This is a genomic window from Zhengella sp. (assembly GCF_041397485.1).
Taxonomy (GTDB): Bacteria; Pseudomonadota; Alphaproteobacteria; order Rhizobiales; family Rhizobiaceae; genus Zhengella.
The window spans coordinates 142,949-168,900 of sequence record NZ_JAWKWO010000006.1; the positions used below are offsets into that span (position 1 = coordinate 142,949).

20 protein-coding genes are annotated in these 25,952 nt (G+C 64.9%); 14 read left to right on the plus strand and 6 right to left on the minus strand.

What is annotated here, in order from left to right:
* The first annotated feature begins 104 nt into the window (after positions 1 to 104).
* Both R3D65_RS17745 and R3D65_RS17750 read left to right on the plus strand, forming a co-directional pair.
* Positions 105 to 338, plus strand: a complete 234-nt coding sequence (locus R3D65_RS17745) for a DUF2061 domain-containing protein (RefSeq protein ID WP_371276614.1) — start codon at positions 105 to 107, stop codon at positions 336 to 338.
* Between the two features lie 152 nt (positions 339 to 490).
* Positions 491 to 898, plus strand: coding sequence for a DUF6746 family protein (locus tag R3D65_RS17750; protein WP_371276615.1), 408 nt, complete (start codon positions 491 to 493; stop codon positions 896 to 898).
* Positions 899 to 949: 51 nt separating this feature from the next.
* On the opposite strand, the gene R3D65_RS17755 is transcribed toward R3D65_RS17750, so the two are convergent.
* Both R3D65_RS17755 and R3D65_RS17760 read right to left on the minus strand, forming a co-directional pair.
* Positions 950 to 1,711 carry an ion transporter gene (locus R3D65_RS17755; protein ID WP_371276616.1) on the minus strand — a complete coding sequence of 254 codons (762 nt, stop codon included), beginning with the start codon at positions 1,709 to 1,711 and terminating at the stop codon, positions 950 to 952.
* Between the two features lie 87 nt (positions 1,712 to 1,798).
* Complete coding sequence (locus tag R3D65_RS17760; RefSeq protein ID WP_371276617.1) at positions 1,799 to 3,982, minus strand: primosomal protein N'; 2,184 nt, start codon at positions 3,980 to 3,982, stop codon at positions 1,799 to 1,801.
* A 91-nt stretch (positions 3,983 to 4,073) separates the two neighbouring features.
* Here R3D65_RS17760 and fsa point away from each other — a divergent pair, with 91 nt between their 5' ends.
* A complete protein-coding gene (fsa, locus tag R3D65_RS17765) occupies positions 4,074 to 4,730 on the plus strand; it encodes a fructose-6-phosphate aldolase (RefSeq protein WP_371276618.1) in 657 nt (218 codons plus the stop codon).
* Between the two features lie 161 nt (positions 4,731 to 4,891).
* A complete protein-coding gene (locus R3D65_RS17770; RefSeq protein WP_371276619.1) occupies positions 4,892 to 7,108 on the plus strand; it encodes a response regulator in 2,217 nt (738 codons plus the stop codon).
* Between the two features lie 24 nt (positions 7,109 to 7,132).
* Here R3D65_RS17770 and lptE read toward each other — a convergent pair whose 3' ends face one another.
* Complete coding sequence (gene lptE / locus R3D65_RS17775; protein ID WP_371276620.1) at positions 7,133 to 7,696, minus strand: LPS assembly lipoprotein LptE; 564 nt, start codon at positions 7,694 to 7,696, stop codon at positions 7,133 to 7,135.
* A complete protein-coding gene (gene leuS / locus R3D65_RS17780; RefSeq protein ID WP_371276621.1) occupies positions 7,683 to 10,289 on the minus strand; it encodes a leucine--tRNA ligase in 2,607 nt (868 codons plus the stop codon). The genes lptE and leuS overlap by 14 nt, the downstream gene beginning before the upstream one ends.
* Before the next feature lie 132 nt (positions 10,290 to 10,421).
* On the opposite strand from leuS, the gene R3D65_RS17785 reads away from it, so the two are divergent.
* The 4 genes from R3D65_RS17785 to R3D65_RS17800 all read left to right on the plus strand — a co-directional run bounded on the left by R3D65_RS17785 (position 10,422) and on the right by R3D65_RS17800 (position 15,541).
* Complete coding sequence (locus R3D65_RS17785; protein WP_371276622.1) at positions 10,422 to 11,096, plus strand: YggS family pyridoxal phosphate-dependent enzyme; 675 nt, start codon at positions 10,422 to 10,424, stop codon at positions 11,094 to 11,096.
* A gap of 195 nt (positions 11,097 to 11,291) precedes the next feature.
* A complete protein-coding gene (gene acs, locus R3D65_RS17790) occupies positions 11,292 to 13,247 on the plus strand; it encodes an acetate--CoA ligase (RefSeq protein WP_371276623.1) in 1,956 nt (651 codons plus the stop codon).
* Between the two features lie 239 nt (positions 13,248 to 13,486).
* A complete protein-coding gene (locus R3D65_RS17795) occupies positions 13,487 to 13,753 on the plus strand; it encodes a DUF4212 domain-containing protein (protein WP_371276834.1) in 267 nt (88 codons plus the stop codon).
* Between the two features lie 12 nt (positions 13,754 to 13,765).
* Positions 13,766 to 15,541 carry a sodium:solute symporter family protein gene (locus tag R3D65_RS17800; RefSeq protein WP_371276624.1) on the plus strand — a complete coding sequence of 592 codons (1,776 nt, stop codon included), beginning with the start codon at positions 13,766 to 13,768 and terminating at the stop codon, positions 15,539 to 15,541.
* 459 nt (positions 15,542 to 16,000) lie between these two features.
* Here the strand turns inward: R3D65_RS17800 and R3D65_RS17805 are convergent, their stop codons facing one another.
* The gene (locus R3D65_RS17805; RefSeq protein WP_371276625.1) at positions 16,001 to 16,441 is read right to left on the minus strand and encodes a thermonuclease family protein; all 441 of its coding nucleotides are present in this window, start codon (positions 16,439 to 16,441) and stop codon (positions 16,001 to 16,003) included.
* A 101-nt stretch (positions 16,442 to 16,542) separates the two neighbouring features.
* A complete protein-coding gene (locus tag R3D65_RS17810; protein WP_371276835.1) occupies positions 16,543 to 16,770 on the minus strand; it encodes a DUF1674 domain-containing protein in 228 nt (75 codons plus the stop codon).
* Between the two features lie 145 nt (positions 16,771 to 16,915).
* On the opposite strand from R3D65_RS17810, the gene htpX reads away from it, so the two are divergent.
* The 6 genes from htpX (at position 16,916) to R3D65_RS17840 (ending at position 25,946) form a co-directional block, all read left to right on the plus strand.
* Entirely contained in the window at positions 16,916 to 17,944 is a 1,029-nt protein-coding gene (gene htpX, locus R3D65_RS17815; protein ID WP_371276626.1) for a zinc metalloprotease HtpX, read from the plus strand.
* On the plus strand, positions 17,935 to 19,326 hold the full coding sequence (locus R3D65_RS17820; protein WP_371276627.1) for an RsmB/NOP family class I SAM-dependent RNA methyltransferase: 1,392 nt from the start codon (positions 17,935 to 17,937) through the stop codon (positions 19,324 to 19,326). The genes htpX and R3D65_RS17820 overlap by 10 nt, the downstream gene beginning before the upstream one ends.
* Before the next feature lie 97 nt (positions 19,327 to 19,423).
* Positions 19,424 to 21,142 carry a heparinase II/III family protein gene (locus tag R3D65_RS17825; protein ID WP_371276628.1) on the plus strand — a complete coding sequence of 573 codons (1,719 nt, stop codon included), beginning with the start codon at positions 19,424 to 19,426 and terminating at the stop codon, positions 21,140 to 21,142.
* 114 nt (positions 21,143 to 21,256) lie between these two features.
* Entirely contained in the window at positions 21,257 to 22,873 is a 1,617-nt protein-coding gene (gene purH, locus R3D65_RS17830) for a bifunctional phosphoribosylaminoimidazolecarboxamide formyltransferase/IMP cyclohydrolase (protein WP_371276629.1), read from the plus strand.
* Positions 22,874 to 23,274: 401 nt separating this feature from the next.
* The gene (locus tag R3D65_RS17835; RefSeq protein ID WP_371276837.1) at positions 23,275 to 24,843 is read left to right on the plus strand and encodes an alkaline phosphatase; all 1,569 of its coding nucleotides are present in this window, start codon (positions 23,275 to 23,277) and stop codon (positions 24,841 to 24,843) included.
* 119 nt (positions 24,844 to 24,962) lie between these two features.
* Positions 24,963 to 25,946: an aldo/keto reductase gene (locus tag R3D65_RS17840; RefSeq protein ID WP_371276630.1), complete on the plus strand. Its 984-nt coding sequence runs from the start codon at positions 24,963 to 24,965 to the stop codon at positions 25,944 to 25,946.
* Positions 25,947 to 25,952: the final 6 nt, after the last annotated feature.

Sequence of the window (25,952 nt, forward strand, 5' to 3'; positions counted from 1 at the left end):
AAACTTTTATCATCATAGCGGCATTTTTGCAGCAAATTATCAGAATTCCCGTGGCCTGCAAGAAACGTCTATCCCCGGGACGTTCAAGACCAACGGGGGTACAAATGGAATCCAGACTGAGAACCGTCGTCAAGGCCGCCACATGGCAAATGCTGGGCCTTGTCACCATGAGCCTTCTGGCCTGGATACAGACAGGCTCGATAGCCGGTGCCTTCTCCTTCGCGCTTTCGGCGGCCCTTGTCGGCTTCGTCATGTTCTTCATTCACGAACGGGTCTGGGGCTTCGTTCCGTGGGGCCGGCAGGCACGAGTTCATCGCCAGACGGAATCCGCCGCCTGACCGCCGCGCGGTTCCAGTTTGGAAAACTTCCAATCTGCGGCACCGCCCATTGCAGCGGCACGCCTGTGGTGCCATGCCTCTCGCCGTCGCGGCCGCCGTGCCGCGGGCACTGTCAATGTTGGGGCCTTGAACCCCATCGATTGGAGAGAGAAATGTCATACATCGTTCGTGCCGTTGCGATTGCCATTGCGGCGACCCTGTTTGCATGTCCTGCCCTGGCTTCCGGACCCGGCGTGAAGTCAAAGCCCGGAGAGCATTTCGATTTCGCCAAGCCGAAGACCGGGGCGGAAGCGCGCGAGGCATTGCGCGACCACTCATCCGAAATGGTCATCGCCTTGGCCGGCGGCGATACCTACGGCGTGCATGAGGAAAGCTACTACCTCGAAGACGCGACGGCCTTCCTGCGCGAGGCGGGCATGTTGAGCGAGACCGAAGGGCTGGCTCTGGCCAATGAAATAGAGGCCGTTCATCTCGCATCCGAGACTGAGGATCTCGATATGGTCCGCCAGCGGATGCCGGACCTGCTGGCGCGCATTGACCATGTGCTGCTGAAGCCCTGAACGCCGGCTGACCGGAGGCATCGCCGCGCCTTCCGGTTCTCTGGCAAACGATCACACCCGTCCCTCGGTGCGGATGTGCAGCGTCGCCCCGCAATGCTTGCAATGCACCGCATCGGCATCATGCAGGAAGAGCCCGCATGTCTTGCATTCATGCGTCACCTTGGAAGGCCGGAACAGCACCTGCAGAAGGCGCAGGAACAATGTCACGCCGAAGATCATGACAGCCACGGAAATCATGCGCCCCGGCGTACCGGTCAGCGTGATGTCGCCGAAACCGGTCGTTGTCAGTGTCGTTACGGTGAAATAGAGCGCATCGGCATAGTTGTTGATTTCAGGATTGATGCCCACCTGCAGCGCATAGATCAGCCCGGTCATCACGAACAGGAAGACACCGAGATTGACCGAGGCCAGAACAATGTCCTCGTGCATCCGGAAGAACCGGAAATCCTGCCTCAGACGGCTGAGCAGCTGGTAGGTGTGCAGCAGTCTGAGCGTGCGCAGGATACGCAGGAAGCCGAAACCTTCTCCGGCGATCGGCGCGACGAAGGAAATGATCGCCGCGACATCGGCCCAGGTCGACAGGCGCAGCAGGAAACGCCCCTTTTTTGGCTCCAGCAGCATTCTGACGATGAAATCGGCGAGAATCAGCACGCCGAAGACAAGGTCGATGGTCTCGACCATGCCGCTTCGTTCGAAGAACGAGGTGACGATCACGAAACCGATCGTGACGATGTCGAAAATGAGCAGCCCGTAACGGAACCGCTGCGCAGCCGGCGTCTCATCCTCGTAGAGCGACCTGATCCGGTCCAGCAAGGCGTTGGCCTCCTCTCTGTCGGCGCATCCGGTTCCACAATGCAGAAACCGGCCCGTTTGGCCAGTCCCCGCACGAAGTGGCCGCGCTCACAGAAAGCTCTGCGGATCGATGTCCACCTGAACGCGGATTTGCCCGCGCTCCTTCGGCCCGGCCTTGAGCATGGCGCGAATGAAGCCCTGGAGATCGGCCTTGCGTTCGCCATGCACCAGAAGGCGCATCCGGTGGCGCCCGCGTATCAGCGCCAGCGGCGCTTCCGCCGGTCCCAGCAGCATGATGCCCGGCGCCTGCGGCGCGGCAGCACGCAGGGCACGCGCATGCCCCATGGCCTCGCCGGCGGTCGGCGCGGAGACGATGATGCCGGCCAGCCGGCCGAACGGAGGCAGGCCCGATTTCTCGCGCTCCGCGATCTCCCGGTCGTAAAATGCCTCCCGGTCACCGGAAATGATGGCCCGCATGACCGGGTGGTCCGGCTGGTAGGTCTGGATCAGGCCGAGGCTCTTCTTGCCCGTTCGCCCGGCACGGCCGGTGACCTGGGAAAGAAGCTGGAAGGTGCGTTCGGCGGCCCGCGGGTCGCCATTGGTCAGCCCGATATCCGCGTCGACCACGCCGACCAGCGTCATCCCGGGGAAATTGTGCCCCTTGGCCACGAGCTGGGTGCCGATCACGATGTCGGCCTCGCCCCCGGCAATGGCTTCCAGCTCCAGCCGAAGCCGCTTCACCCCGCCCAGGAGATCGGAGGAAAGCACGATGATGCGCGCCTGCGGGAAATGGCTGGCCACTTCCTCCGCGATCCGCTCGATTCCCGGCCCGCAGGCGACGAGATGATCCAGCGTCCCGCATTCCGGACAGGCCTCCGGCTTCGGCTCGTGATAGCCGCAATGATGGCACATGATCTGGCCGCGGAAGCGGTGTTCCACAAGCCAGCTCGAACAGTCCGGGCACTGGAAGCGGTGGCCACAGACCCTGCACAGCGTCAGCGGTGCATAGCCCCGCCGGTTGAGGAACAGCAGCGATTGCTCGCCGGCTTCCAGCGTGCGCTCCATGGCCTGCAACAGGACCGGCGAGAGGAACCCGCCGCGTGCGGGGGCATGCTTGCGCATGTCCACCGCTTTCAGGTCGGGCAGCGCGGCATCGCCATAGCGAACCGGCAGCGCGATGCGCCGGTACCGGCCCTGTTCGGCGTTCACCCGGCTTTCCACCGATGGCGTGGCCGAGGCGAGCACCACGGGAAACCCGCCGATATGCCCGCGCACCACCGCCATGTCGCGGGCATTGTAGAAAACCCGGTCTTCCTGCTTGTAGGCCGGGTCGTGCTCCTCATCGACGACGATCAGGCCAAGCGCTCCAAATGGCAGGAACAGCGCCGAGCGGGCACCCGCCACCACCTGCACACGGCCTTCGGCCACCTGCCGCCAGACCTTCTCGCGCGCCTTGGGTGCCATGTCGGAATGCCATTCGGCAGGCCGTGCGCCGAACCTGTCATGGAAACGTTCGAGAAACGCCTGCGTCAGCGCGATTTCAGGAAGCAGGATGAGCACCTGGCGGCCCGCTTCCAGCGCCGCCGCCACCGCCTCGAAATAGACTTCCGTCTTGCCCGAACCGGTCACGCCGTCCAGCAGCGTCACGCCATAGCCCCCAGCGGTCACGCCTTCGCGAAGTCCGGCCGCCGCCGCCGCCTGCTCGCCGGTCAGAACCGCGCCCCCATAGGCCGGATCGGGCGCGGGCACCACCGGCGGCGGCGGCAGGCGCACCGTCTCGAAACTGCCCTGCGCCATCAGCCCGTCCACCACGCCGGGCGAAACGCCGGCCGCATGGGCCAGGCCTGCGCGCGTCCAGGCCATGCCGTCCTGTGCCAGTTCGAGCACCCGCGCGCGCGCCGCCGTCATCCGGTCGGGGCGGATCGCGGTCAGGCGCAGTCCTTCCAGCGGCGCTTCGGGCTCGAAGGCGGCCGGCGCGCGCAGTGCCATGCGCGCCACCATGCCCGGCGGCGACAGCGTCCAGGCTGCCACCCAGTCGATGAACCGGCGCATGTCGGCGGTCAGCGGTGGACAGTCGAAGACCTGCGAAACGGGCCGGATCTTGCGCGGGTCGACCGCCCCGGCACCCCGGTCCCAGACGACGCCTGCCACCATGCGCGGCCCGAGCGGCACCTGCACGATCGCCCCCGCCGGCGCGTTCATGCCGGCAGGCAGGGCGTAGGTATAGGGTGTCTCGGCGGGTGTCGGCACCAGCACCGCGACCTTCCCGTTTTCGGCCGAATCTTCTGTCATGGTGGGTGACCTTGCCCTGAATGTGCGATAAGGGGAAGCCAATCTGAAAACGGCCGCGCGCGGCCGTGCGCAGCCATTGACGGAGCAACCCATGAAATTTTTTGTCGACACAGCCGACGTTGCCGAGATCCGCGAACTCAACGACCTGGGCCTGCTGGATGGCGTGACCACCAACCCTTCCCTCGTCATGAAGTCCGGCCGCGACATCATGGAAGTGACGAAGGAAATCTGTTCCATCGTCGAGGGTCCGGTCTCCGCCGAGGTGACCGCCGTCGATTTCGACGAGATGATGAAGGAAGCCGCGGTCCTCACGAAGATCGCCGACAACATCTGCGTCAAGGTCCCGCTGACCCTCGACGGGCTGAAGGCCTGCAAGGCGCTTTCCTCGGATGGCGTGAAGACGAATGTCACGCTGTGCTTTTCGGCCAACCAGGCACTGCTGGCGGCCAAGGCCGGCGCCACGTTCATCTCGCCCTTCATCGGCCGCCTCGACGACATCCACATCAATGGCATGGACCTGATCGGCGAGATCCGGACCATCTACGACAATTACGGCTTCCAGACCGAGATCCTCGCGGCCTCCATCCGCACCGTGAACCACGTCAAGGAAGCAGCCCTGATCGGCGCCGACGTCGCCACCATTCCGCCGTCGACGCTCAAGTCCCTGGTCAAGCACCCGCTGACCGACAAGGGCCTGGAAGCATTCCTGGCCGATTGGGCGAAAACCGGCCAGAAGATCGTCGGCTGAAGCCGAAAATCGCAACTTCCTGCTGCCAAGTTTTTGCAAGCAGTCTCTAAAATTTTGTTTACCCCCGCATGCAATGGTTGCGTCTCACCGGGCGGGGGTAGACCTTGGAGAATTTGCACTGGCGCGACCGCATCCTGACGGTTGGACATCCGCAAAGTGATTTGCTGACGGACGCGCAGTTCCGGCTCCTGCGCGCTGCTGTCGTCCCGCTGTTTTCCGGCATCCTGGTTCTCGCGGCCATACAGGCCCTGCTGGCTTCGGCCTATGCGCCAGCCTGGGTGGCGCTCACCCCGCTCGTTTCGCTGGTTCTCTTCACCGCCATGCGCGGGGCGGTCTGGTGGCGGACGCGAAAACGGCAGACCAGCGCGCCGGAAAGCCGGAACATCCTCTGGCAGACGGTGGTGCATGCGTTCGCCGCCGGCCTTGTCTTTCCCGCCGCGATCATGATCCCGCCGCTTATCGCCGCCGGCGAGACCGAAGCAACACAGGCCGCGCTCAGCACGCTGCTGACCATCGCCCTTTGCGGCTATTGCCTGCAGGCTCTTCCCGCTGCCGCGCTGGCGGTCTTTCTGGGTTCGCTGCCCGGCATGCTGCTCCTGCCGGTCTTCTTTCCAGGTGTGAACAACATCGCCCTGGCCATCGGTTACATCGTCACGGCGGTGCTGGCACTGGAATCGCTCTACAAGAATTTCGCTGGCTTCGTGGAGGGCGTTGATGCGCGCGCGCGGATGGAATCGCTGCAGCAGGCGGCGGCCCGCGCCGAGCGCGCCAAGGGCGAGTTCGTGGCCAGCATGAGCCATGAAATTCGCACCCCGCTCAATGGTGTGCTTGGCATGGCCGAGCTTCTGGCCCGCACCGGCCAGGATCCCCGGCAGGCCACCTATACCAACGTCATCATCAAGTCCGGCAACGCCCTGCTCGCAACGGTCAATGACATGCTCGACTTCGCCAGGATCGAAGCCGGGCAGCTCATGCTCGACCCGCAGCCCTTCTGTCTTTCCGAGGCTGTCGAGGATGTCGCCCAGGCTCACGCAAGGGAGGCCGCGGCAAAGGGCGTCGAGATCATCGACCGTTTCGATTCCTCCATGCCGCGATACTTTGTCGGGGATGCCGGCCGCGTCCGGCAAATCCTGTCCTGCCTGGTTTCGAATGCCGTCAAGTTCACCGGGCGCGGGCACGTCCTGATCGATGTTTCGGGCAAGGTGGAACGCGGGGCTGCCAGGATCAGCCTCCGCGTGGAAGACACCGGCCCTGGCATCGAGGCGGAGCGGCTGGCTGGCATTTTCGACCGCTTCACCGAGGATGGCGGTGCCCGCAAACGGCACGAGGGTGCCGGATTGGGGCTGGCGATCGCGCTGCGTCTGGTCCACATGATGGGCGGTGAGATCGGCGTCGAGAGCCAGCCGGGAGAGGGTTCAAGCTTCTGGGTCCATCTGCCGCTCGACGTCCATGAAGTGCTTGAAGCGCCCGTCCACCTGCCGCCGGGGATACAGGGCGCGCGGATCCTCATCGTCGATGACAACCCCGTCAACCGCTCCATCCTGACCGAGCAGATGCAGGGCTGGGAATTCGAGGCCGCGGCCGTGGAAAGCGGCGCGCTCGGGCTCGCCTTCTTCGAGCGGTCCCGGGCCCTGGGAGCGCGGGTCGACTGCGTGATCATGGACTGTCACATGCCGGGCCTGAACGGACCCGACACGGCCCGCAGGATGCGCGCGACCGCCGCCGGCGCCGATCTGCCCGTCGTCTTCCTGTCGTCTGTCGACCCGGACGATCTCGACATGGCCGGCTTCGATCCCGCCATCACGAAGCGGCTGACGAAACCCGCGCGATCCGCCGCTCTGCGTGAGGCGGTTGTATCGGCCATTTCACGGGGCCACGAGACCGGAGGAAGGAAAGGTCCCGCAGGGGATACGCTGACCGAACTGGACACGATGGGCGAGCCGGCCGCGCAACAGGTCCGCCCGGCCCGCGCCACGCTCGACATCCTGCTCGTCCAGGACAACGAGTTCCAGCAGGCAGCCTGCCGCCAGGCGCTCGACGCGCTCGGCCTCGATTACCGGATCGCTTCATCGGGCGAACAGGCCATTGCCATCGCCCGCGAACAGCACCCGCGGCTGACACTCGTCGACAGCGTCCTTCCCGATATCGAGTGGAGCGACGTGGCCATGGCGGTGCGCCGCAACGGATTGCTTCCCGATGGCTCGCCGCCGCTGGTCTTCGTGCTGGTCTCGCGGGACGGCCCCGGCGCCATGCACGGCGCCTTGCCCGGATTGCTCGATGGCCGCCTTGAAAAGCCGGTCTCGCCGGCCAAGCTGACCAGCCTGACAGGCACCTGGCTTTCGGCCGCAAAGCAGGACCAGGCACGAAAGCGCGCCTGACTTGTCGGCGGAAGACGGCGGCGGTCAGGGTCCGGCGCGTTTGAGATCCTGCGCCACGGCAAGCCGCATGAATTCCGCAAGTTCCCGCGCGGCCCTGTCGGCTGCATCCTTTTCGCCGCGCCATGCACTGTAGAACTGGCGTGGACGGTCATAGGAGGCCATCGCCGATCGCGTGCCCGTGGCGACCTTCTCGCCCGTCTGCATATCGGTGAGGACATAGTCGGCGCGCAGTTCGACGGTTCCCGCCGTGGGATCGAGGTCGTTGCTGCCGTCCGAAAGCTGGACATCCAGCACCCTCAGGTCGCGCTTGGTCAGATCGAATCCGAGCCGGTAGCGCGCATCGGCGGGCTGGCCTGCCCCGCCGTTGAACATGAAGATCAGGTGGTTGCGTACCTGCTGGGCTTCCCGCGTATCCACCGGTGCGACCGAAACCGATGTCAGCCGCGCCGCGCCTGGCTCCACCGAGGCGGTTTCGAGCCTTGCCGAGGAACCGTAAAGCGGCTCCACCGTGCAGCCGGCCAGCCCGGCCACGCACATGACGGCGACTATGCGGGCCGCCCCCCGGCCCATGCGATCAGACGACGACATTGACGATCCTTTGCGGCACCACGATCACCTTGCGCGGCGGCTTGCCCTCCAGCGCCTTCTGGACGAAGTCCAGCGCCAGCACCGCCGCTTCGACGGCAGCTTTGTCCGCGTCGCGGGCGATTGTCAAATCGCCGCGCTTCTTGCCGTTGATCTGGACCGGGTAGGCGATTTCGTTTTCGGTCACCAGCGCCGGATCGAAATCCGGCCAGGCCTGTTCGGCAACCAGGCCTTCGCCGCCGATCGCCGCCCAGCATTCCTCAGCCAGGTGCGGCATCATCGGCGCCAGCATCACCACCAGCTTTTCAACCGCATCGCGTGCGGCGGCCTTGCCGGCCGCATCGCCCTTGCCGGCGGCAATCTCGCCGAGCGGCTGGGCAATCGCGTTCACCATTTCGTAAAGCCGTGCCACGGCCTTGTTGAAATTGAGCTTCTCGATGTCTTCGCTCACCGCCTTGACGGTCTTGTGTGCTGCCTTGGACACCGGATTGTCGCCGGAAGCGGGCGCCACGCCTGCAAGCGAGCCGGCGGTCTCCGACACCAGGCGCCAGACGCGCTGCACGAAGCGGTGCGCGCCTTCCACCCCGGCTTCGGTCCAGATCACGTCACGGTCCGGCGGCGAATCCGAAAGCATGAAGAAGCGCGCCGTATCCGCGCCATAGGACGCGATGATGTCATCGGGGTCGACCACGTTCTTCTTCGACTTCGACATCTTTTCGATCGCGCCGATGGCGATCTCCGCGCCGTCGTCGATCAGGAACGCCTTGCGCTGGCCGTCCACCTCCTCGATGCGCACACGGGCCGGCTCCACCCAGCCTTCCGGCCCCTTGTAGGTCTCGTGCACCACCATGCCCTGGGTGAACAGGCCCTTGAACGGCTCGTCGATGTCCAGGTGGCCGGTCGCGCGCATGGCGCGGGTGAAGAAGCGCGAATAGAGCAGGTGCAGGATCGCGTGTTCGATTCCGCCGATATACTGGTCCACCGGCAGCCAACCATTGGCCGCGGCCGGATCGGTCGGATCGTTTTCCCATGGCGCGGTGAAGCGGGCGAAATACCAGGACGAATCGACGAACGTGTCCATGGTGTCGGTCTCGCGCCGGGCGTCGGCGCCGCATTTCGGGCAGGAGACGTGACGCCAGGTCGCATGCCGGTCCAGCGGGTTGCCGGGCCGGTCGAATTCCACATCGTCGGGCAGCTTGACCGGCAGATCCTTCTTGGGCACCGGCACGGTGCCGCAGCTTTCGCAATGAATGACCGGGATCGGGCATCCCCAGTAGCGCTGCCGTGAGATGCCCCAGTCGCGCAGACGGAACTGCACCTTGCGCTCACCTTGCGGGCGCCCGCCCAGCATGGTGTTTTCCAGTCGGGACGCCACGGCCTCGAAGGCCTCGTCCGGTGTCATCCCGTCCAGGAAGCGCGAGTTGATCATCACCCCGTCGCCGACATAGGCCTCCTCGGTGATCTGGAAGGAAGCGGCATCGCCATCCTTCGGCATCACCACGGGAACCACCGGCAGGCCGTACTTGTTGGCGAAGTCGAGGTCGCGCTGGTCGCCCGACGGACAACCGAAGATCGCGCCCGTGCCGTAGTCCATCAGCACGAAATTGGCCACGTAGACCGGCAGCGTCCAGTTTTCGTCAAAGGGGTGGACAACGCGGATGCCCGTATCGAAGCCCTTCTTCTCCGCCGTCTCCAGCGCCGCCAGTGATGTGCCCATGCGCCGGCACTCGTCGCAGAAGTCAGCCAGCGCCGGATTGCCTTCTGCCGCCTTGCGCGCCAGCGGGTGATCGGCGGAAATCGCCATGAAGGAGGCGCCGAACAGCGTGTCGGGCCGCGTCGTGTAGACGTCAAGATCGTCGAAGCCTTCCGGCGCGGTTTGCGGCACCATGGCCCAGCGCACCTGAAGCCCTTCCGACCGGCCGATCCAGTTCTTCTGCATCACCCGGACCTTTTCCGGCCACTGGTCGAGGTCGTCCAGAGCGTCCAGCAGGTCCTGCGAATAATCGGTGATACGGAACACCCATTGTGCCAGTTCGCGCTGCTCCACCAGCGCGCCGGAGCGCCAGCCGCGCCCGTCGATCACCTGTTCGTTGGCCAGCACCGTCATGTCCACCGGGTCCCAGTTGACCTTGGAGACACGCCGCCCGACCAGGCCCTTGTCCAGGAAGTCGAGAAACAGCATCTGCTGACGGTGGTAATAATCCACATCGCAGGTGGCGAACTCGCGCGACCAGTCCAGCGACAGGCCCATGGATTTCAGTTGCCCGCGCATCGTGTCGATATTGGCATAGGTCCATTGTGCCGGATGCGTCTTGTTGGCCATGGCTGCGTTTTCCGCCGGCATGCCGAAGGCGTCCCATCCCATCGGATGCAGCACGTTGAAGCCCTTGGCGCGCTTGTAGCGGGCCACCACGTCGCCCATCGTGTAGTTGCGCACATGGCCCATGTGGATGCGCCCGGACGGATAGGGGAACATCTCCAGCACATAGTATTTCGGCTTCGGATCGTCGTTCTTCGTCTCGAAGAGCTTCTTCTCCGCCCAGGCCTGCTGCCATTTGGGTTCCGCGGCACGCGGGTTGTAGCGTTCGGTTGCCATGTCCGGGTTTTCGCTTGATAACGTGGCTCGAAGGGATTGTGGGCGGACCTTCACCATGCTTTGGCGCAACCGTCAACCTGTGATGGCCGGAGTTCCGCCCCGGACGCATGAAAGAAAGGCAAGAGAGGCGCAATGAACACAAGCGCGGCACAGTTGCAGACGGTGCGCGACAGGATCGCGAAGGCAGCCAGGCAAGCCGGACGCGAGCCCGGCGATGTCGCCCTTGTCGCCGTCTCAAAGACCTTCGGTGCAGAGGACATCCGCCCGGTGCTCGACGCCGGCCAGCGCATCTTCGGTGAGAACCGGGTGCAGGAGGCGCAGGCCAAATGGCCGGACCTGCGCGCCGCTTTCCCGGACGTCGAACTGCACCTGATCGGCCCGCTTCAGTCCAACAAGGCGAAGGACGCCGTCGCCCTGTTCGACGTCATCGAATCCGTCGACCGCGAGAAGATCGCCGCCGAGCTTGCCAGGGAAATGCGCCGGCAGGACCGCCATCCCGCGCTCTATGTACAGGTCAATACCGGCCTCGAGCCGCAAAAGGCGGGAATCGATCCGCGCGAGACCGCCGCCTTCATCACCCGTTGCCGCGACATCCACGGGCTCGAAATCGAGGGGCTGATGTGCATTCCGCCGGCGGACGAGAATCCCGGTCCCCATTTCGCCTTGCTGGAAAAGCTGGCACGCGAGGCTGGCGTGCGCAATGTTTCCATGGGCATGTCCGGCGACTACGAGACGGCAGTCGCATTCGGCGCCACCCATGTGCGCGTCGGCTCGGCGATTTTCGGCAGCCGCGCCCGTCCGGCCTGACCTTCGCCCGCGCCGGACGGCTTTCCTGCCCGGCGCCTCATGCGAAAGACGCATGCCAAAGGTGGCAAGGGCGGATCGAACGTCTAATTTCAGGCGGGGAACGCCGATGCTAAGAGAGGCCCGACTTCACCGCTGGACTTGTTTGCCGGGGGAACGGGCAAGCGTGATCCGGGCTCAGAACATGGAGGAAACCTCATGAGTGTGAATGTGCATCCGGTCAAGCCGGACTGGAAAGCCAACGGGCTGATCGACAATGACACCTATCTGGCCTGGTACAACCGCTCTGTGGAGGACCCGGAAGGCTTCTGGGCCGAGCATGGCAAGCGCGTCGACTGGATCAAGCCGTTTTCCACGGTCAAGAACACCAGTTTCAATACGCCGGGCGTGGCGATCAAATGGTTCGAGGACGGCACGCTCAACGTCTCGGCCAATTGCATCGACCGTCATCTGGAAAAGCGCGGCGATCAGGTCGCCATTCTCTGGGAAGGCGACGATCCCTCCGAGGATCGCAAGATCACCTATCGCGAACTGTCCGAACAGGTGAACAGGCTTGCCAACGTGATGAAGGCCAACGGCGTGAAGAAGGGTGACCGCGTCACCATCTACATGCCGATGATCCCGGAAGCCGCCTATGCCATGCTGGCCTGCACCCGCATCGGCGCCATCCATTCCATCGTCTTCGGCGGCTTCTCGCCCGATGCACTGGCCGGGCGCATCGAGGATTGCGGTTCCGAATTCGTCATCACCTCCGACGAAGGCCTGCGCGGCGGCAAGAAGGTGCCGCTGAAAACCAACACCGACAAGGCCATCGAGATTGCCGAGAAGGCCGGCGCGAAGGTCCGTCACGTCCTCGTCGTCGAGCGCACGGGCGGCACCGTTGCCATGAAGGACGGCCGCGACATCTGGTACCACGAGGCCATGGCAGATGCCTCCGCCGATTGCCCGCCCGAGGAGATGAACGCGGAAGACCCGCTCTTCATCCTCTACACGTCCGGCTCCACCGGCAAGCCGAAGGGCGTGATGCACACCACCGGCGGCTATCTTGTCTATGCCTCGATGACGCATCAATACGTCTTCGACTATCATGAGGGCGAGGTCTACTGGTGCACCGCTGACGTGGGCTGGGTCACCGGCCATTCCTACATCGTCTATGGCCCGCTGGCCAACGGCGCGACAACGCTGATGTTCGAGGGCGTGCCGAACTATCCCTCGCCGTCGCGCTTCTGGGACGTGGTCGACAAGCACGATGTTTCCATCTTCTACACCGCGCCCACCGCCATCCGCGCGCTGATGGGCGCCGGCGACGAGCATGTCACGAAGACCTCGCGCAAGAGCCTGCGCGTGCTGGGCTCGGTCGGCGAACCGATCAACCCGGAAGCCTGGGAATGGTACTACACCGTGGTCGGCGAGGAGCGCTGCCCGATCGTCGACACCTGGTGGCAGACCGAGACCGGAGGCATTCTCATCACGCCGCTGCCCGGCGCGACCGATCTCAAGCCGGGATCGGCGACACGGCCCTTCTTTGGCGTCAAGCCGCAACTGGTGGACAACGAGGGCAACGTGCTTGATGGCGCCACGGAAGGAAACCTGTGCATCACCGACAGCTGGCCGGGCCAGATGCGCACCGTCTATGGCGATCACGAGCGCTTCGAGCAGACCTACTTCTCGACCTATCACGGCAAGTATTTCACTGGCGACGGCTGCCGCCGCGACGAGGACGGCTACTACTGGATCACCGGCCGCGTCGATGACGTGATCAACGTCTCCGGCCATCGCATGGGCACCGCGGAAGTGGAAAGCGCGCTTGTCGCCCATCCCAAGGTCTCGGAGGCCGCGGTCGTCGGCTATCCGCACGATCTCAAGGGCCAGGGCATCTACTGCTACGTCACCCTGATGGAAGGCGAGGAAGGCAACGATGCCCTGCGCAAGGAGCTCGTCGCCCATGTCCGCGCCGAAATCGGGCCGATTGCCTCGCCGGACAAGATCCAGGTCGCGCCGGGCCTTCCCAAGACCCGCTCCGGCAAGATCATGCGCCGCATCCTGCGCAAGATCGCCGAGGACGATTTCGGCGCACTCGGCGACACGTCGACGCTCGCCGATCCGACCGTTGTCGACGACCTGATCGACAACCGCCAGAACAAGAAGGGCTGAGGCGCCCGTCAGGCCACGTCACGACATGCCAACGGCCGGGGATGCTCCCCGGCCGTTTCGTTTTTAACATACTGAAATATTGGATTTCTTCCGGACCGGACGATGGCGCGGTATGCGCCGGGCATGAGTCCTTCGGCTATAAACCCAATGTCGGGCTTTCGTCATTCCGGGAAGCGGTTAATGAAATGCCGAAGCCATGTCTCATGGGGGGACTGGCTGTTCCAATGACCTGGGAGGGTTTGATGGACAACAAGGAACAGCGCGCAGCCGACTATTGGCGCGCAAACGTCCGGCTGATGATCGGATCACTCGTCATCTGGGCGCTCGTCTCGTTCGGGTTCGGCATCCTGCTGCGCCCGATGCTCGCCGGTATTCAGGTCGGCGGAACGGATCTCGGCTTCTGGTTCGCCCAGCAGGGATCGATCCTGGTCTTCATCGTGCTGATCTTCTTCTACGCGTTTCGCATGAACGCGCTCGATCGTCAGTATGACTTCGACGAGGAATAAGGGGGATCGATCATGAGCCAGTATGCACTCAATCTCGTTTTCATCGGTGGATCGTTCCTGGTCTATATCGGCATCGCCTTCTGGGCCCGCGCCGGATCGACCTCCGAGTTCTATGCCGCCAACCGCGGCGTCCATCCCGTGCTCAACGGCATGGCGACGGGCGCCGACTGGATGTCGGCCGCCTCCTTCATCTCGATGGCCGGCCTGATCGCCTTCGTCGGCTATGACAATTCAACCTTCCTGATGGGCTGGACCGGCGGCTACGTGCTGCTTGCCATGCTGCTCGCGCCCTATCTGCGCAAGTTCGGCAAGTTCACCGTGCCGGAATTCATCGGCGACCGCTTCTATTCCAGCACCGCGCGCATGGTGGCGGTTCTCTGCCTGATCGTCGCCTCGGTGACCTACGTCATCGGCCAGATGACCGGCGTCGGCGTGGCCTTCTCACGCTTCCTGGAAGTGGATAACACGACCGGCCTGCTGATCGGCGCCGCTGTCGTCTTCTTCTACGCCGTGTTCGGCGGCATGAAGGGCATCACCTATACCCAGGTCGCCCAGTATGTCGTGCTGATCTTCGCCTACACGGTCCCGGCGATCTTCATCTCGCTGCAGCTCACCGGTAACCCGCTGCCGCCGCTCGGCCTGTTCGGCGACGTGTCCGATGGCACGCCGCTGCTGGTCAAGCTCGACCAGATCGTCACCGAACTGGGCTTCAACAGCTATACCGGTCACCATACCAACACCTTCAACATGTTCCTCTTCACCCTGTCGCTGATGATCGGCACCGCGGGCCTGCCGCACGTCATCATCCGCTTCTTCACGGTGCCGAGGGTGTCGGACGCCCGCTGGTCGGCCGGTTGGGCGCTGGTCTTCATCGCCCTGCTCTATCTGGTGGCTCCGGCCGTCGGCGCCATGGCCCGCCTGAACATCCTCCAGACGGTCTACCCGAACGGTGTCAGCGAACAGGCCCTCGAATACGAGGCCCGTCCGCAGTGGATGAAGAACTGGGAAATCACCGGCCTGCTCAAGTTCGAGGACAAGAATGGTGACGGGCGCATCCAGTTCTACAACGACAAGGCCGCCGCAACGCCTGAAGCCCTTGCCGCGTCCAACCCGCAGGGCAATGAACTGTCGGTCAACAACGACATCCTCGTTCTGGCCAATCCGGAGATCGCGAAGCTTCCCGGCTGGGTGATCGCGCTGGTCGCCGCCGGTGGCCTCGCCGCCGCCCTGTCGACGGCAGCCGGCCTGTTGCTGGCGATTGCATCGGCCATCAGCCACGATCTCATCAAGGGCGCCATCAATCCGAACATTTCGGAAAAGGGCGAGCTGCTTGCAGCCCGCATCTCGATGGCGGTGGCGATCGTGGTCGCGACCTGGCTCGGCCTCAATCCGCCCGGGTTCGCGGCCCAGACGGTCGCACTGGCATTCGGTCTTGCCGCCGCGTCCATCTTCCCGGCGCTGATGATGGGTATCTTCTCCAAGAGGATCAACAACAAGGGCGCTGTGGCCGGCATGCTGGCAGGTCTCCTGTTCACCATCGTCTACATCTTTGTCTACAAGGGCTGGTTCTTCATTCCGGGCACCAACCAGTTGCCGGACAATGCCGCCAACTGGGTCTTCGGCATCTCCCCGCTGTCCATCGGCGCTGTGGGCGCGCTGGTCAACTTCGTGGTCGCCTATGCCGTCGCCTCGGCGACCGAGGAACCGCCGGCGGAAATCCAGGAGCTCATCGAGAGCATCCGCACGCCGCGCGGTGCCGGCGCCGCGCCCCACATCGCCCATCACTGACAAGGCGCTCAGGGCGGTCAGTCCGCCCTGCGTCATCGCAGACAAGGAACGCCCCGTGGCCCTGGCCGCGGGGCGTTTTCGTGCGGCGAGCCGGTCGCGCGGCCCCGTCGCGCCACCGGCCTTGACAATCGCCGCCCATGACCACACCTTCTAGACATGTTCAACGAAATGAAAGGAGGTGATCCGATGTCGAGTGATTTCCTGAAGGACGTGAGTGCAAGCGGATCGTCGCTCCTTCGGAGCAGCCTCTGAAGGAAGCGTGCGTGACGCCATGAGGTAAACCGGCCTTCGCCGGTTCGCTTCAGACAGGCTCGCGCCCGTTCACGGAATTGCGGCGCCGCCCCCGCCGGTCACACCGACCGGAGCAACGGGGGCGGCGCTTCGCATGTTTGGCCTCGCGGTCAAAAGGCCTCGTTTGCTTTGCATGGCCCGACCCGGAATGGCTGCGGTTCCTCTGCCTCAGGGGCACCAGTCCTGCCGCCGTCCTCCGCCATAGGGCCGCGCCAGCCCGGCCTCCAGAAGGAAAGCGGAAGCGCCGCGGCCGTCGGCCCGCGCCAGATCGGCCAGCACCCGACCATAATACTTCCCGCCGGAAATGTTCGTCAGCCGCAAATGCCCGTCCTGCAGGAATCCGGCCAGCGAATCCCGCGCCTTGCGCGCCGCCGCCTTTTCCGCGCCGCACCGCCCGCGCAGTTCCGGCGCGTCCACCCCGCGAATACGCACCGACACGGTAACCGAATGTCCCGGCCAGATTTGTGCGACCGCAAGCACCGAATCGCCATCGATCACCCGGATGACCTCCGCCTCGACAGGGCCGCGAATGGTGTCCTGCGCCGCAGCCGGCAGGGCGGAAAACAGGTGGCAGAACAGAAGAACCGGACAGGCGAGGCGAAGCAGCATGAAAGAGACATTATTCCTATTTCCCCCGCAAGGCAAGCCAAATAGGATTTTATTCCCGAGACCGGCGGTCACTCGCGCCGGCCGTTCCGCCACAGGGCGCCTCAGAAGTCGATGGCCAGCCCCTTGATCTCCCAGTCGCCGTAACGCACGGGTTCCTTGCCGCCGCGGCCGCCGAGTTCCTTTGCCATCGCCTTTTCGGCGGCCTCATAGGCTTGGCGGCGTTCGGCGGCTTCTTTCAGGGCCCGTTGAGCGGCCGGAGGAAGGTCCTCCAACCGCCGGCGCGCCGTGTCCTGTGCCCGCGCAGCGGCGCCGTCAGCGTCCTGCGCCATGTCCTGCCTTGCATCTGTCATGTCACGCATTGCCATTCCGTCCGGCGGCACGCCGCCTGCAATTGAAGTTGTGCTTCCCGCTCCCCATCATATAAGCCACATGAGACGGCGGATCGACCCCCCGCCTTTTTCGGAGAGCCGAACGATGAACACGATGAAGACAGCCATGCTGCTGGCCGCGATGACCGCGCTCTTCATGGGCATGGGTTTCCTGATCGGCGGCTCCACCGGCATGGTCATCGCCTTTGTCATCGCCGCCGGCATGAACCTTTTTTCCTACTGGAATGCCGACAGGATGGTGCTGTCCATGCACCATGCCCGCGAGGTGGACGAGACCAGCGCGCCGGAATTTCACGCCCTGGTGCGCGAACTGGCCGACAATGCCGGCCTGCCCATGCCAAAGGTCTATGTCATCGACAACCCGCAGCCCAATGCCTTCGCCACCGGGCGCAACCCGGAAAACGCCGCCGTAGCCGCGACAACCGGCCTGCTCAAGGCCCTTTCGCACGAGGAAGTGGCCGGCGTCATGGCCCATGAACTGGCCCATGTGGAACATCGCGACACGCTGATCATGACCGTCACCGCCACCATTGCAGGCGCCATTTCCATGCTCGGAAATTTCGCCTTCTTCTTCGGCGGCAATCGCGACAACAACAATCCCCTCGGCTTTGTCGGCGTTCTCGCCGCCATGATCGTCGCCCCGCTGGCCGCCATGCTGGTGCAGATGGCCATCAGCCGCACACGCGAATATGCCGCCGACCGCCGCGGCGCTGAAATTTGCGGACGGCCGGACTGGCTTGCCAATGCGCTTGAAAAGATTGCCATGGGTGCGCGCACCATTCCCAACGGCGATGCCGAGCGCAACCCGGCCACGGCGCACATGTTCATCATCAATCCGCTGTCCGGCCAGAACATGGACAATCTGTTCTCCACCCATCCCGACACCGCGAACCGGATTGCCGCGCTGATGGCGATGGCCGGAGACCCGTCATTCGCTCCGGCCGCGTCGGGCAGGGCCGCGGCGCCTGCGCGGCCGTCCTCCGGGCCCTGGGGCGAAGTGGCGCGCACGGATGCGCCTGACAGGACCGCCCCCCGCCGCTCGCCTGCGCGCGTGCCGTCGGTCAAGCGTCGCGTTGGCGCTGAAGGCCGCGACGATGAAGGGCCATGGTCTTGAGCACGAAACCACGCCGGCGCCCGGCGCCGCGCGCAAAGCCGAGCCAGCCCGATGCCGCGCCCGAAAGGCCGGGCCTTGCAGCCCGCCGGACCGCCGCGCGCCTGCTCGGCGCCATCGTCGATGCCCGGTCATCGATGGACGGCCTGACCGACAATGACCACGGCCACCCGGATTACATGAAGCTGGAGCCGCGCGACCGCGCCCTGGTCCGTGCGATCCTGATGTCGGCCCTGCGCCATCGCCGCACGATCCAGGCCATGATCGACAAGCGGCTGGACCGGGCCCTGCCGGCAAACGCCACCGTCCTTTCGCACATCCTCCATGTCGGCGCCGCACAGGTGCTTTTTCTGTCCGTCCCGGACAGCGCTGCGGTGGATCTTGCCGTCAGCCACGCCCAGGCCGATCCGCGTAGCCGGCGTTTCGCCAATCTGGTCAACGCGATCCTGCGCTCCATCCAGCGTGGCGGCGAACGTGCCCGTGCCGCTGCCCTGCACCAGACCGTGGATGCGCCCGACTGGTTTGCCGAACGCCTGACCGCCGATTACGGCGCGCAAACCGCCGCTCGGGTCCTTGCCATGCACCGCCATGAAGCGCCGGTGGATTTCACCGTAAAAGATGACCCCGATCACTGGGCAAGTGCATTGGGCGGCATCGTGCTTCCCACCGGTTCGGTGCGCGTTGCCCGCCTCGCCGCGCCCGTGCCGGATTTGCCGGGCTATGGCGACGGCCAATGGTGGGTGCAGGATGCCGCCGCCGCCCTGCCCGCCCGCATGATGGGCCCCATCGCCGGCAGACGTGTTGCCGACCTGTGCGCCGCACCGGGCGGAAAGACCGCACAGCTTGCCCTGGCCGGTGCCAGCGTGACGGCGCTCGACCTGTCCAAAAACCGTTTGCGCCGCCTGCGCGAAAACCTGGCCCGGCTCGGCCTTGAGGCCCGAACCGTCGCGGGCGACCTGCGGACCCATCGGCCCGAGGAGCCCTATGATGCCGTTCTGCTGGACGCGCCGTGCTCGTCGACCGGCACCGTGCGGCGGCATCCTGATGTGCCCTGGACCAAGACGCCGGCGGACATCGAAAAACTGGCCTCGCTTCAGGCGGAACTGCTGGCGCATGCCGTCGCGATGGTCCGGCCCGGCGGCAGGGTCGTCTTTTCCAACTGCTCGCTCGACCATGCCGAGGGTGAACGCATGATCCTGTCGCTGCTGGAAAGCCGCGGCGACCTGGCTGTCGATCCCCTCCGGCCCGGCGAACTGCCCGGCGCCGACGGCTTCATCGCGCCTCAGGGCTGGCTGCGAACGACACCGGCGGACTGGCCCGCCGACGACCCCGCACGCGCCGGCCTTGACGGATTTTTTGCAGTTCGGCTCACCCGCCTTGCCTGAAACTGGTCCGTCCACAGCCGCGCTTCGTTTTGCGCTTCGCATAACGCCTTGAATCGTCTACCATTCCGCGCAGCGCGTTTTCAGGAGGAGTGTGTGCTTGGCGACGACCGCCGCTGACAGGCCCCGGCTCTGGCCACTCGTGCTGCGCGAATTGTGGCGCCGCGCTCGCCTGCGCATGCGCGTCGGGCCGCTTTTTCGCTGGCGCTTTTCCGGCCGCGCGCCCGAGCGGGTTCTGGTTGCGCCACCTGATCTCCGGCTCGCCGACGGGCACATTGCCGCCGACATCTATGCCGGCCGCTTCGCGCTGGCTGGCCATGTGGTCGAGACCGGCGGTGAATCGCCCTTCCGCCTCGACATCCGCAACCGAGCCTGGACGGAGGCCCTGCACGGTTTCCGCTGGCTGCGCCACATGCGCGAAGCTGGCACCGATCTCGCCAATGCCAATGCCCGCGCCCTGGTTTCCGACTGGATCGCCATTCATGGTGGCCGCATCGGCGAGCCCGCCTGGAATCCGTCGACAACGGCCATTCGCGTCATCGCATGGCTGCAACATTCCACCGTGGTTCTGCAGGGTTGCGAACTGCCCTTCTATCGCACCTACCTGCGCTCGCTGAGCGCCCAGATCCGCTATCTGCGCGCCATGGTGCCGGACATGCCGGCCGGCGAGGACCGGCTGCGCGCGCGCATCGCCATCGCCCTGGCCAGCCTCTCCCTGCCGCAGAGCCCGGCTTCCGTTCGCCAGGCCGCCCGCCGTCTCGACATGGAACTGAAGGAGCAGATCCTGCCCGATGGCGGTCATGTCTCGCGCAGTCCGATGGCCGTTCTGGAACTGCTTGCCGACCTCCTGCCCCTGCGCCAGACCTATGCCAGTCAGGGTGAAACGCCGCCGCCGGAGCTCATCCCCGCCGTCGAGCGCATGCTGCCCATGCTGCGCTTCTTTCGTCACCAGGATGGCAATCTTGCCCGCTTCAATGGCGCCGGCGCGACCAGCCCCGACCGCATCATGGCCATACTCCAGCATGACGAGACGCAGGGCACGCCGCTGACCCATGCCACCCATACCGGGTTCAACCGCCTGCAACTCGGCAACACGACCGTGATCGCCGATACCGGCGCCGCGCCGCCACCCGATGTCGCCGGCCGCGCCCATGCCGGCTGCCTTTCCTTCGAGATGTCGTCCGGCCGCCATCACTTCATCGTCAATTGCGGCGTCGATGTTTTCGGCCCGGCTGAATTCCTGGCCCTGTCGCGCGCCACGGCTGCCCATTCGACAGCCACGCTGAACGACAGCTCATCGGCCCGCTTCGCTTCCACCGGCTGGACCAGCGACATCATCGGCGCCCCTCTGGTGCAGGGGCCGCGCAAGACCCCCTGCGAGCGCCATGACGGCGAAGGCCACCGTGCCTTTACCGCCAGTCACGACGGCTATGTCTCCCGTTTCGGCATCATTCACGAGCGCAGCGTGATGCTGCGTGAAAACGGCCATGTTCTCGACGGGGCGGACCGTTTCTTCAGGCCCGGTGGCGAAGCGCCAAGGGCCCGCAACGATGCGGTCGCGCTGCGCTTTCATGTCCATCCCGACATCGGCATCTGGCAGGATGAGCACGGGCAGGTCATTCTTTCCGCTCCCGCGGGCGACAGTTGGGTCTTCACCACCGGCGGCGTACAGCCGATGATCGAGGAATCCATCTTCTTCGCCGGTATTGCCGGCCCGGAAAAGACGAGCCAGGTGGTTCTGGCGTTCAAGGCTTCGGAAATTCCCGAGATCCGCTGGCGGCTGACCCGTGTCCCGCCGCAGGCCCATGGCGAGGCCTGATCCGCCTTCATCCCTATGTCCCATGGGCTGAAACGTTGGAACCGGCGTGAACCTGTGCTAACTGCGCGCCATTCCGTCCCGCATGCCGTTTGAAGCGAAAGGCTTGCCGCCCCCATGGCCGTTCAATCCAAGAAGATTCCCGCACCCGACCTGGTGCGTGTCCGCCGCGCCCTGCTGTCGGTCTCCGACAAGACCGGCCTCGTCGAATTTGCCCGCGCCCTGCACGACCTGTCGGTCGAACTGGTTTCCACCGGCGGCACGGCCAGGGCCATCAAGGAAGCGGGCATTCCGGTCCACGATGTCTCCGACATCACCGGCTTTCCGGAAATCATGGACGGCCGCGTCAAGACGCTCCATCCTTCCGTCCATGGCGGCCTTCTGGCCATTCGTGACGATGAGGACCATGCGGCCGCCATGCAGGCCCATGACATCCGCCCGATCGACCTTGCGGTCATCAATCTCTATCCCTTCGAGGACGTGCGCTTCTCCGGCGGCGATTATCCCTCGACGGTGGAGAACATCGACATTGGCGGTCCTGCCATGGTGCGCGCCTCGGCCAAGAACCACGCCTATGTCGGCATTGTTACCGATCCGCAGGACTACGCCGCCGTTCTCGACGAGTTGCAGGCCCATGCGGGGCAGTTGACCCATGCCTTCCGCCAGCAGCTTGCGGCCGCGGCCTTTGCCCGCACCGCCGCCTATGATGCCGCCATTTCCGGCTGGTTTGCCGAGACGCTGAAGCTGGAGGCGCCGCGCCACCGCGCTGTCGCCGGCCGTCTGCATTCGGTCATGCGCTATGGCGAGAATCCGCACCAGAAGGCCGGTTTCTATCTCACCGGCGACCGGCGTCCGGGCGTGGCCACGGCGACCCAGTTGCAGGGCAAGCAGCTTTCCTACAACAACATCAACGACACCGACGCCGCCTTTGAGCTTGTCGCCGAGTTCGATCCGGCCCGCGCCGCCGCCGTCGCCATCATCAAGCACGCGAACCCGTGCGGCGTGGCCGAGGGCGGCGATCTGCGCGAAGCCTATCTGAATGCGCTGCGCTGCGATCCGGTGTCCGCCTTTGGCGGCATCGTTGCGCTCAACCGCACGCTGGATGCGGCCGCCGCCGAGGAAATCGTCAAGATTTTTACCGAGGTCATCATCGCGCCTGACGCCACCGACGAGGCCCGCGCCATCGTCGCGGCGAAGAAGAACCTGCGCCTGCTGGTGGCAGGCGGCCTGCCGGACCCGCGCGCCCGCGGCATCACGGCGAAATCCGTGGCCGGTGGCCTGCTGATCCAGGACCGCGACAATGGCGTCGTCGATGATCTCGACCTGAAGGTGGTGACCAAGCGCGCGCCCACAGACGAGGAAATGGCCGATCTCAGGTTTGCCTTCCGGGTTGCCAAGCACGTCAAGTCCAACGCCATTGTCTATGCCCGCGGCCTTGCCACCGTCGGCATTGGCGCCGGCCAGATGAGCCGTGTCGATTCCGCCCGCATTGCCGCCCGCAAGGCGCTGGATGCCACCGAGGCGGCCGGGCTTTCCGAACCGCTGACGAAAGGCTGCGTGGTCGCCTCCGACGCCTTCTTCCCGTTTGCCGACGGCTTGCTGTCCGCTGTCGAAGCAGGGGCCACGGCGGTGATCCAGCCGGGAGGTTCGATGCGCGACGACGAGGTGATCGCCGCCGCCGACGAGCACGGCATCGCCATGGTGACGACAGGCATGAGGCATTTCAGGCACTGAGCACGTCCAGAAAAAGTTGCAGACTTTTTCGTCCGGACAGTGCGCCAGGGGAAACCCGGCACGTCCAGAAAAAGTTGCAGACTTTTTCGTCCGGACCGTGCGGCGGAAACAAACGGCACGTCCAGAAAAAGTTGCAGACTTTTTCGTGCCGGAAGTGCGGCGGAGGCAAACCGGCACGTCCGGAAAAGGTTGCAGACTGTTTCGTCCGGACAAGGCGCCGGGACACTGCGAAATTGTTCGGGCGATCCACCCGGGCTTTTTGCGTTGATGGCCCGCTGTCACACAAGCTTCTTGAAACGATTACAAACCGGACAACAAGCTGTCACTGAAACATCCGAGGTTCCCGCCGGCGCCAGCAGAAGGCGCCTGATCCAGTTTTGAGGGAACCCGTCATGTCGAAAATGATGAAGATGAGCCGCCGCGGTTTCATGGCCTCGGCCGGCGCAACCGGCCTCGTGGCCGCCTCCGGCCTTGCCATGCCGTTCTATTCGCGCGCCAGCCAGCGCCCGGCATTCACCCATGGTGTGCAGTCGGGTGACGTGGACATGTCGTCGGGCATGATCTGGGGCCGCACCGACCGCCCCGCCCGCGTGATGATGGAAGTGGCCACGCGCGAGGACTTCGCCAACGCCACGCGCCTTGCGCCGCTGAACGCGCTTCCCGAGAGCGATTTCGCGGTCAAGCGCCTTGTCGCGGACCTGGCAGCCGACCAGGACGTCTTCTTCCGCATGACCGCCGCCGACCTCTCCGATCTCAACGCCACGTCCGAGCCGGTCATCGGGCGCTTCCGCACTGCCCCCGCCGGCCGCCGCGACATCCGCTTTGCCTGGTCGGGCGACACCGCCGGTCAGGGCTGGGGCATCGATGACGACGGCATGAAGACTTATGCCACCATGGCCCGTCACACGCCCGATTTCTTCATCCATTCCGGCGACACCATCTATGCCGACGGGGCGATGAAGGACGAGGTGGAGCTGAAGGACGGCACCAAATGGGTCAACAGGGTGCTGATCGATGAGAAGCGCAAGGTCGCCGAGACCCTTGATGAATATCGCGGCCAGTGGAAATACAACATGATGGACGAGCATGTGCGCGCGCTCAATGCCATCTGCCCGACCTTCTTCCAGTGGGACGACCATGAAGTGGTCAACAACTGGTCGGACTCCAAGAACCTGATGGGCGACTACCGCTACACGGAGAAGTCGGTCCATGTGCTCGCTGCCCGCGCGGGCCGCGCTTTCCATGAGATGACGCCGATCCGCTACACGCCCGCGGAACCGGGCCGCGTCTATCGCAAGGTCGCCTACGGCCCGATGCTGGACATCTTCTTCCTCGACCTGCGCAGCTATCGCGGTGCCAATGGCGCGTCGATGGAAACGGACATGACGCCGGAAAGCCGCATTCTGGGCGAAGAGCAGGTCAGGTGGCTCAAGCGCGAGCTGGCCGGCTCCAGGGCCACCTGGAAGGTCATCGCCTCCGACATGCCGATCGGCCTGGTCGTCTGGGACAACTGGAAGGAACAGGCCGGCGCCGAGGCCATTTCCAATGGCGACAACGGCCCGGCAAAAGGCCGCGAACTGGAAATCGCCGACCTGCTGCGCTTCATCAAGACCGCCGGCATCGACAACACGGTCTGGCTGACGGCGGATGTTCACTACACCGCCGCCCATTACTACGACCCCTCGAAGGCGCAGTTCCAGGACTTCAACCCGTTCTGGGAATTCGTCTCCGGCCCGCTCCATGCCGGCACCTTCGGCCCGAACGCGCTCGACATGACCTTCGGCCCGGAAGTGAAGTTCGTGAAGGCGCCGACGCCGGAACAGGGCGCCAACCTGCCGCCCTCCATGGGCCTTCAGTTCTTCGGCCTCGTCGATATCGACGGCGCGACCGAGCAGCTTACCGTGCGCCTGATGGACCGCGACGACGCGGAACTGTGGAAGATCACGCTCGATCCGGTGCGCAGCGCCTGATCCGGCCATCGCAGCCAGGAAACGGCGGGCCGTTGCGCCCGCCGTTTTTTATCCTCGGGGCTTGCCCTTCGCGCTCCGCTCGCTATTCCTTCTGGCCGATAGCAAGGAGGGAGACGATCATGGAACAGCGCAAGCTTGGAGCGAACGGGCCGGACGTCGGCGCGCTCGGCCTCGGCTGCATGAGCTTTGCCGGTTTTTACGGGCCGACGGACAAGGCAGAGAGTTTTGCCACGCTCAGACGGGCGCTGGATCTGGGTATCACCCATCTCGATACCGCCCTCCTTTATGGCATGGGCCTGTCGGAAACCGTCATTGGCGAATTCATCCGGGACAATCCCAACGAATTCGTCATCGCGTCCAAATGCGGCATCGTGCCCAAGCCCCAGCGCCATTTCAACAACAAGCCCGACTATGTGCGTGAGGCCGTGGAAGGCTCGCTGAAGCGGCTCGGTGTCGACCATATCCCGCTCTACTATCTCCATCGCCGGGAACAGGAAATCCCGGTGGAAGAGGCCGTGGAAACCATGGCCGCGCTGGTGCGCGAGGGCAAGATCGGCGGCATCGGCCTGTCCGAGATCGCCCCGTCCACGCTGGAGCGCGCCTGTGCCGTGCATCCGGTCATGGCCGTGCAGAACGAATATTCGCTGTGGACACGCCTGCCGGAACTCGGCCTCATCCAGGCCTGCAAGCGTCTCGGCGTCGCCTTCGTCGCCTTTTCGCCCGTCGGCCGCGGCATCTTCGCCGACACCGCGCCGGACCCGTCCAGCTTCGGCGAGAACGATTTCCGCCGCGTCAATCCCCGCTTCGAGGAGCCCAACTGGTCGACCAACAATGCCCGTGTCGATGCCTTGCGGGCCTATGCCCGTGATCACGGCTGGAGCACGGCGGCGCTGGCCACGGCCTGGACGCTGGCGCAGGGCGATCACATCATTCCCATTCCCGGCACCCGCTCGCCGGCGCATCTCGACCAACTGGCCCAAAGCCTCGACATCCCGCTGGGGCCCACGGAACTGGAAGAGATCGAGGCCATTCTGCCGGTGGGCTTCGCCCATGGCGACCGCTACTCGGCCGCCCAGCAGATCGGCACGGAACTCTACTGCTGAACACGC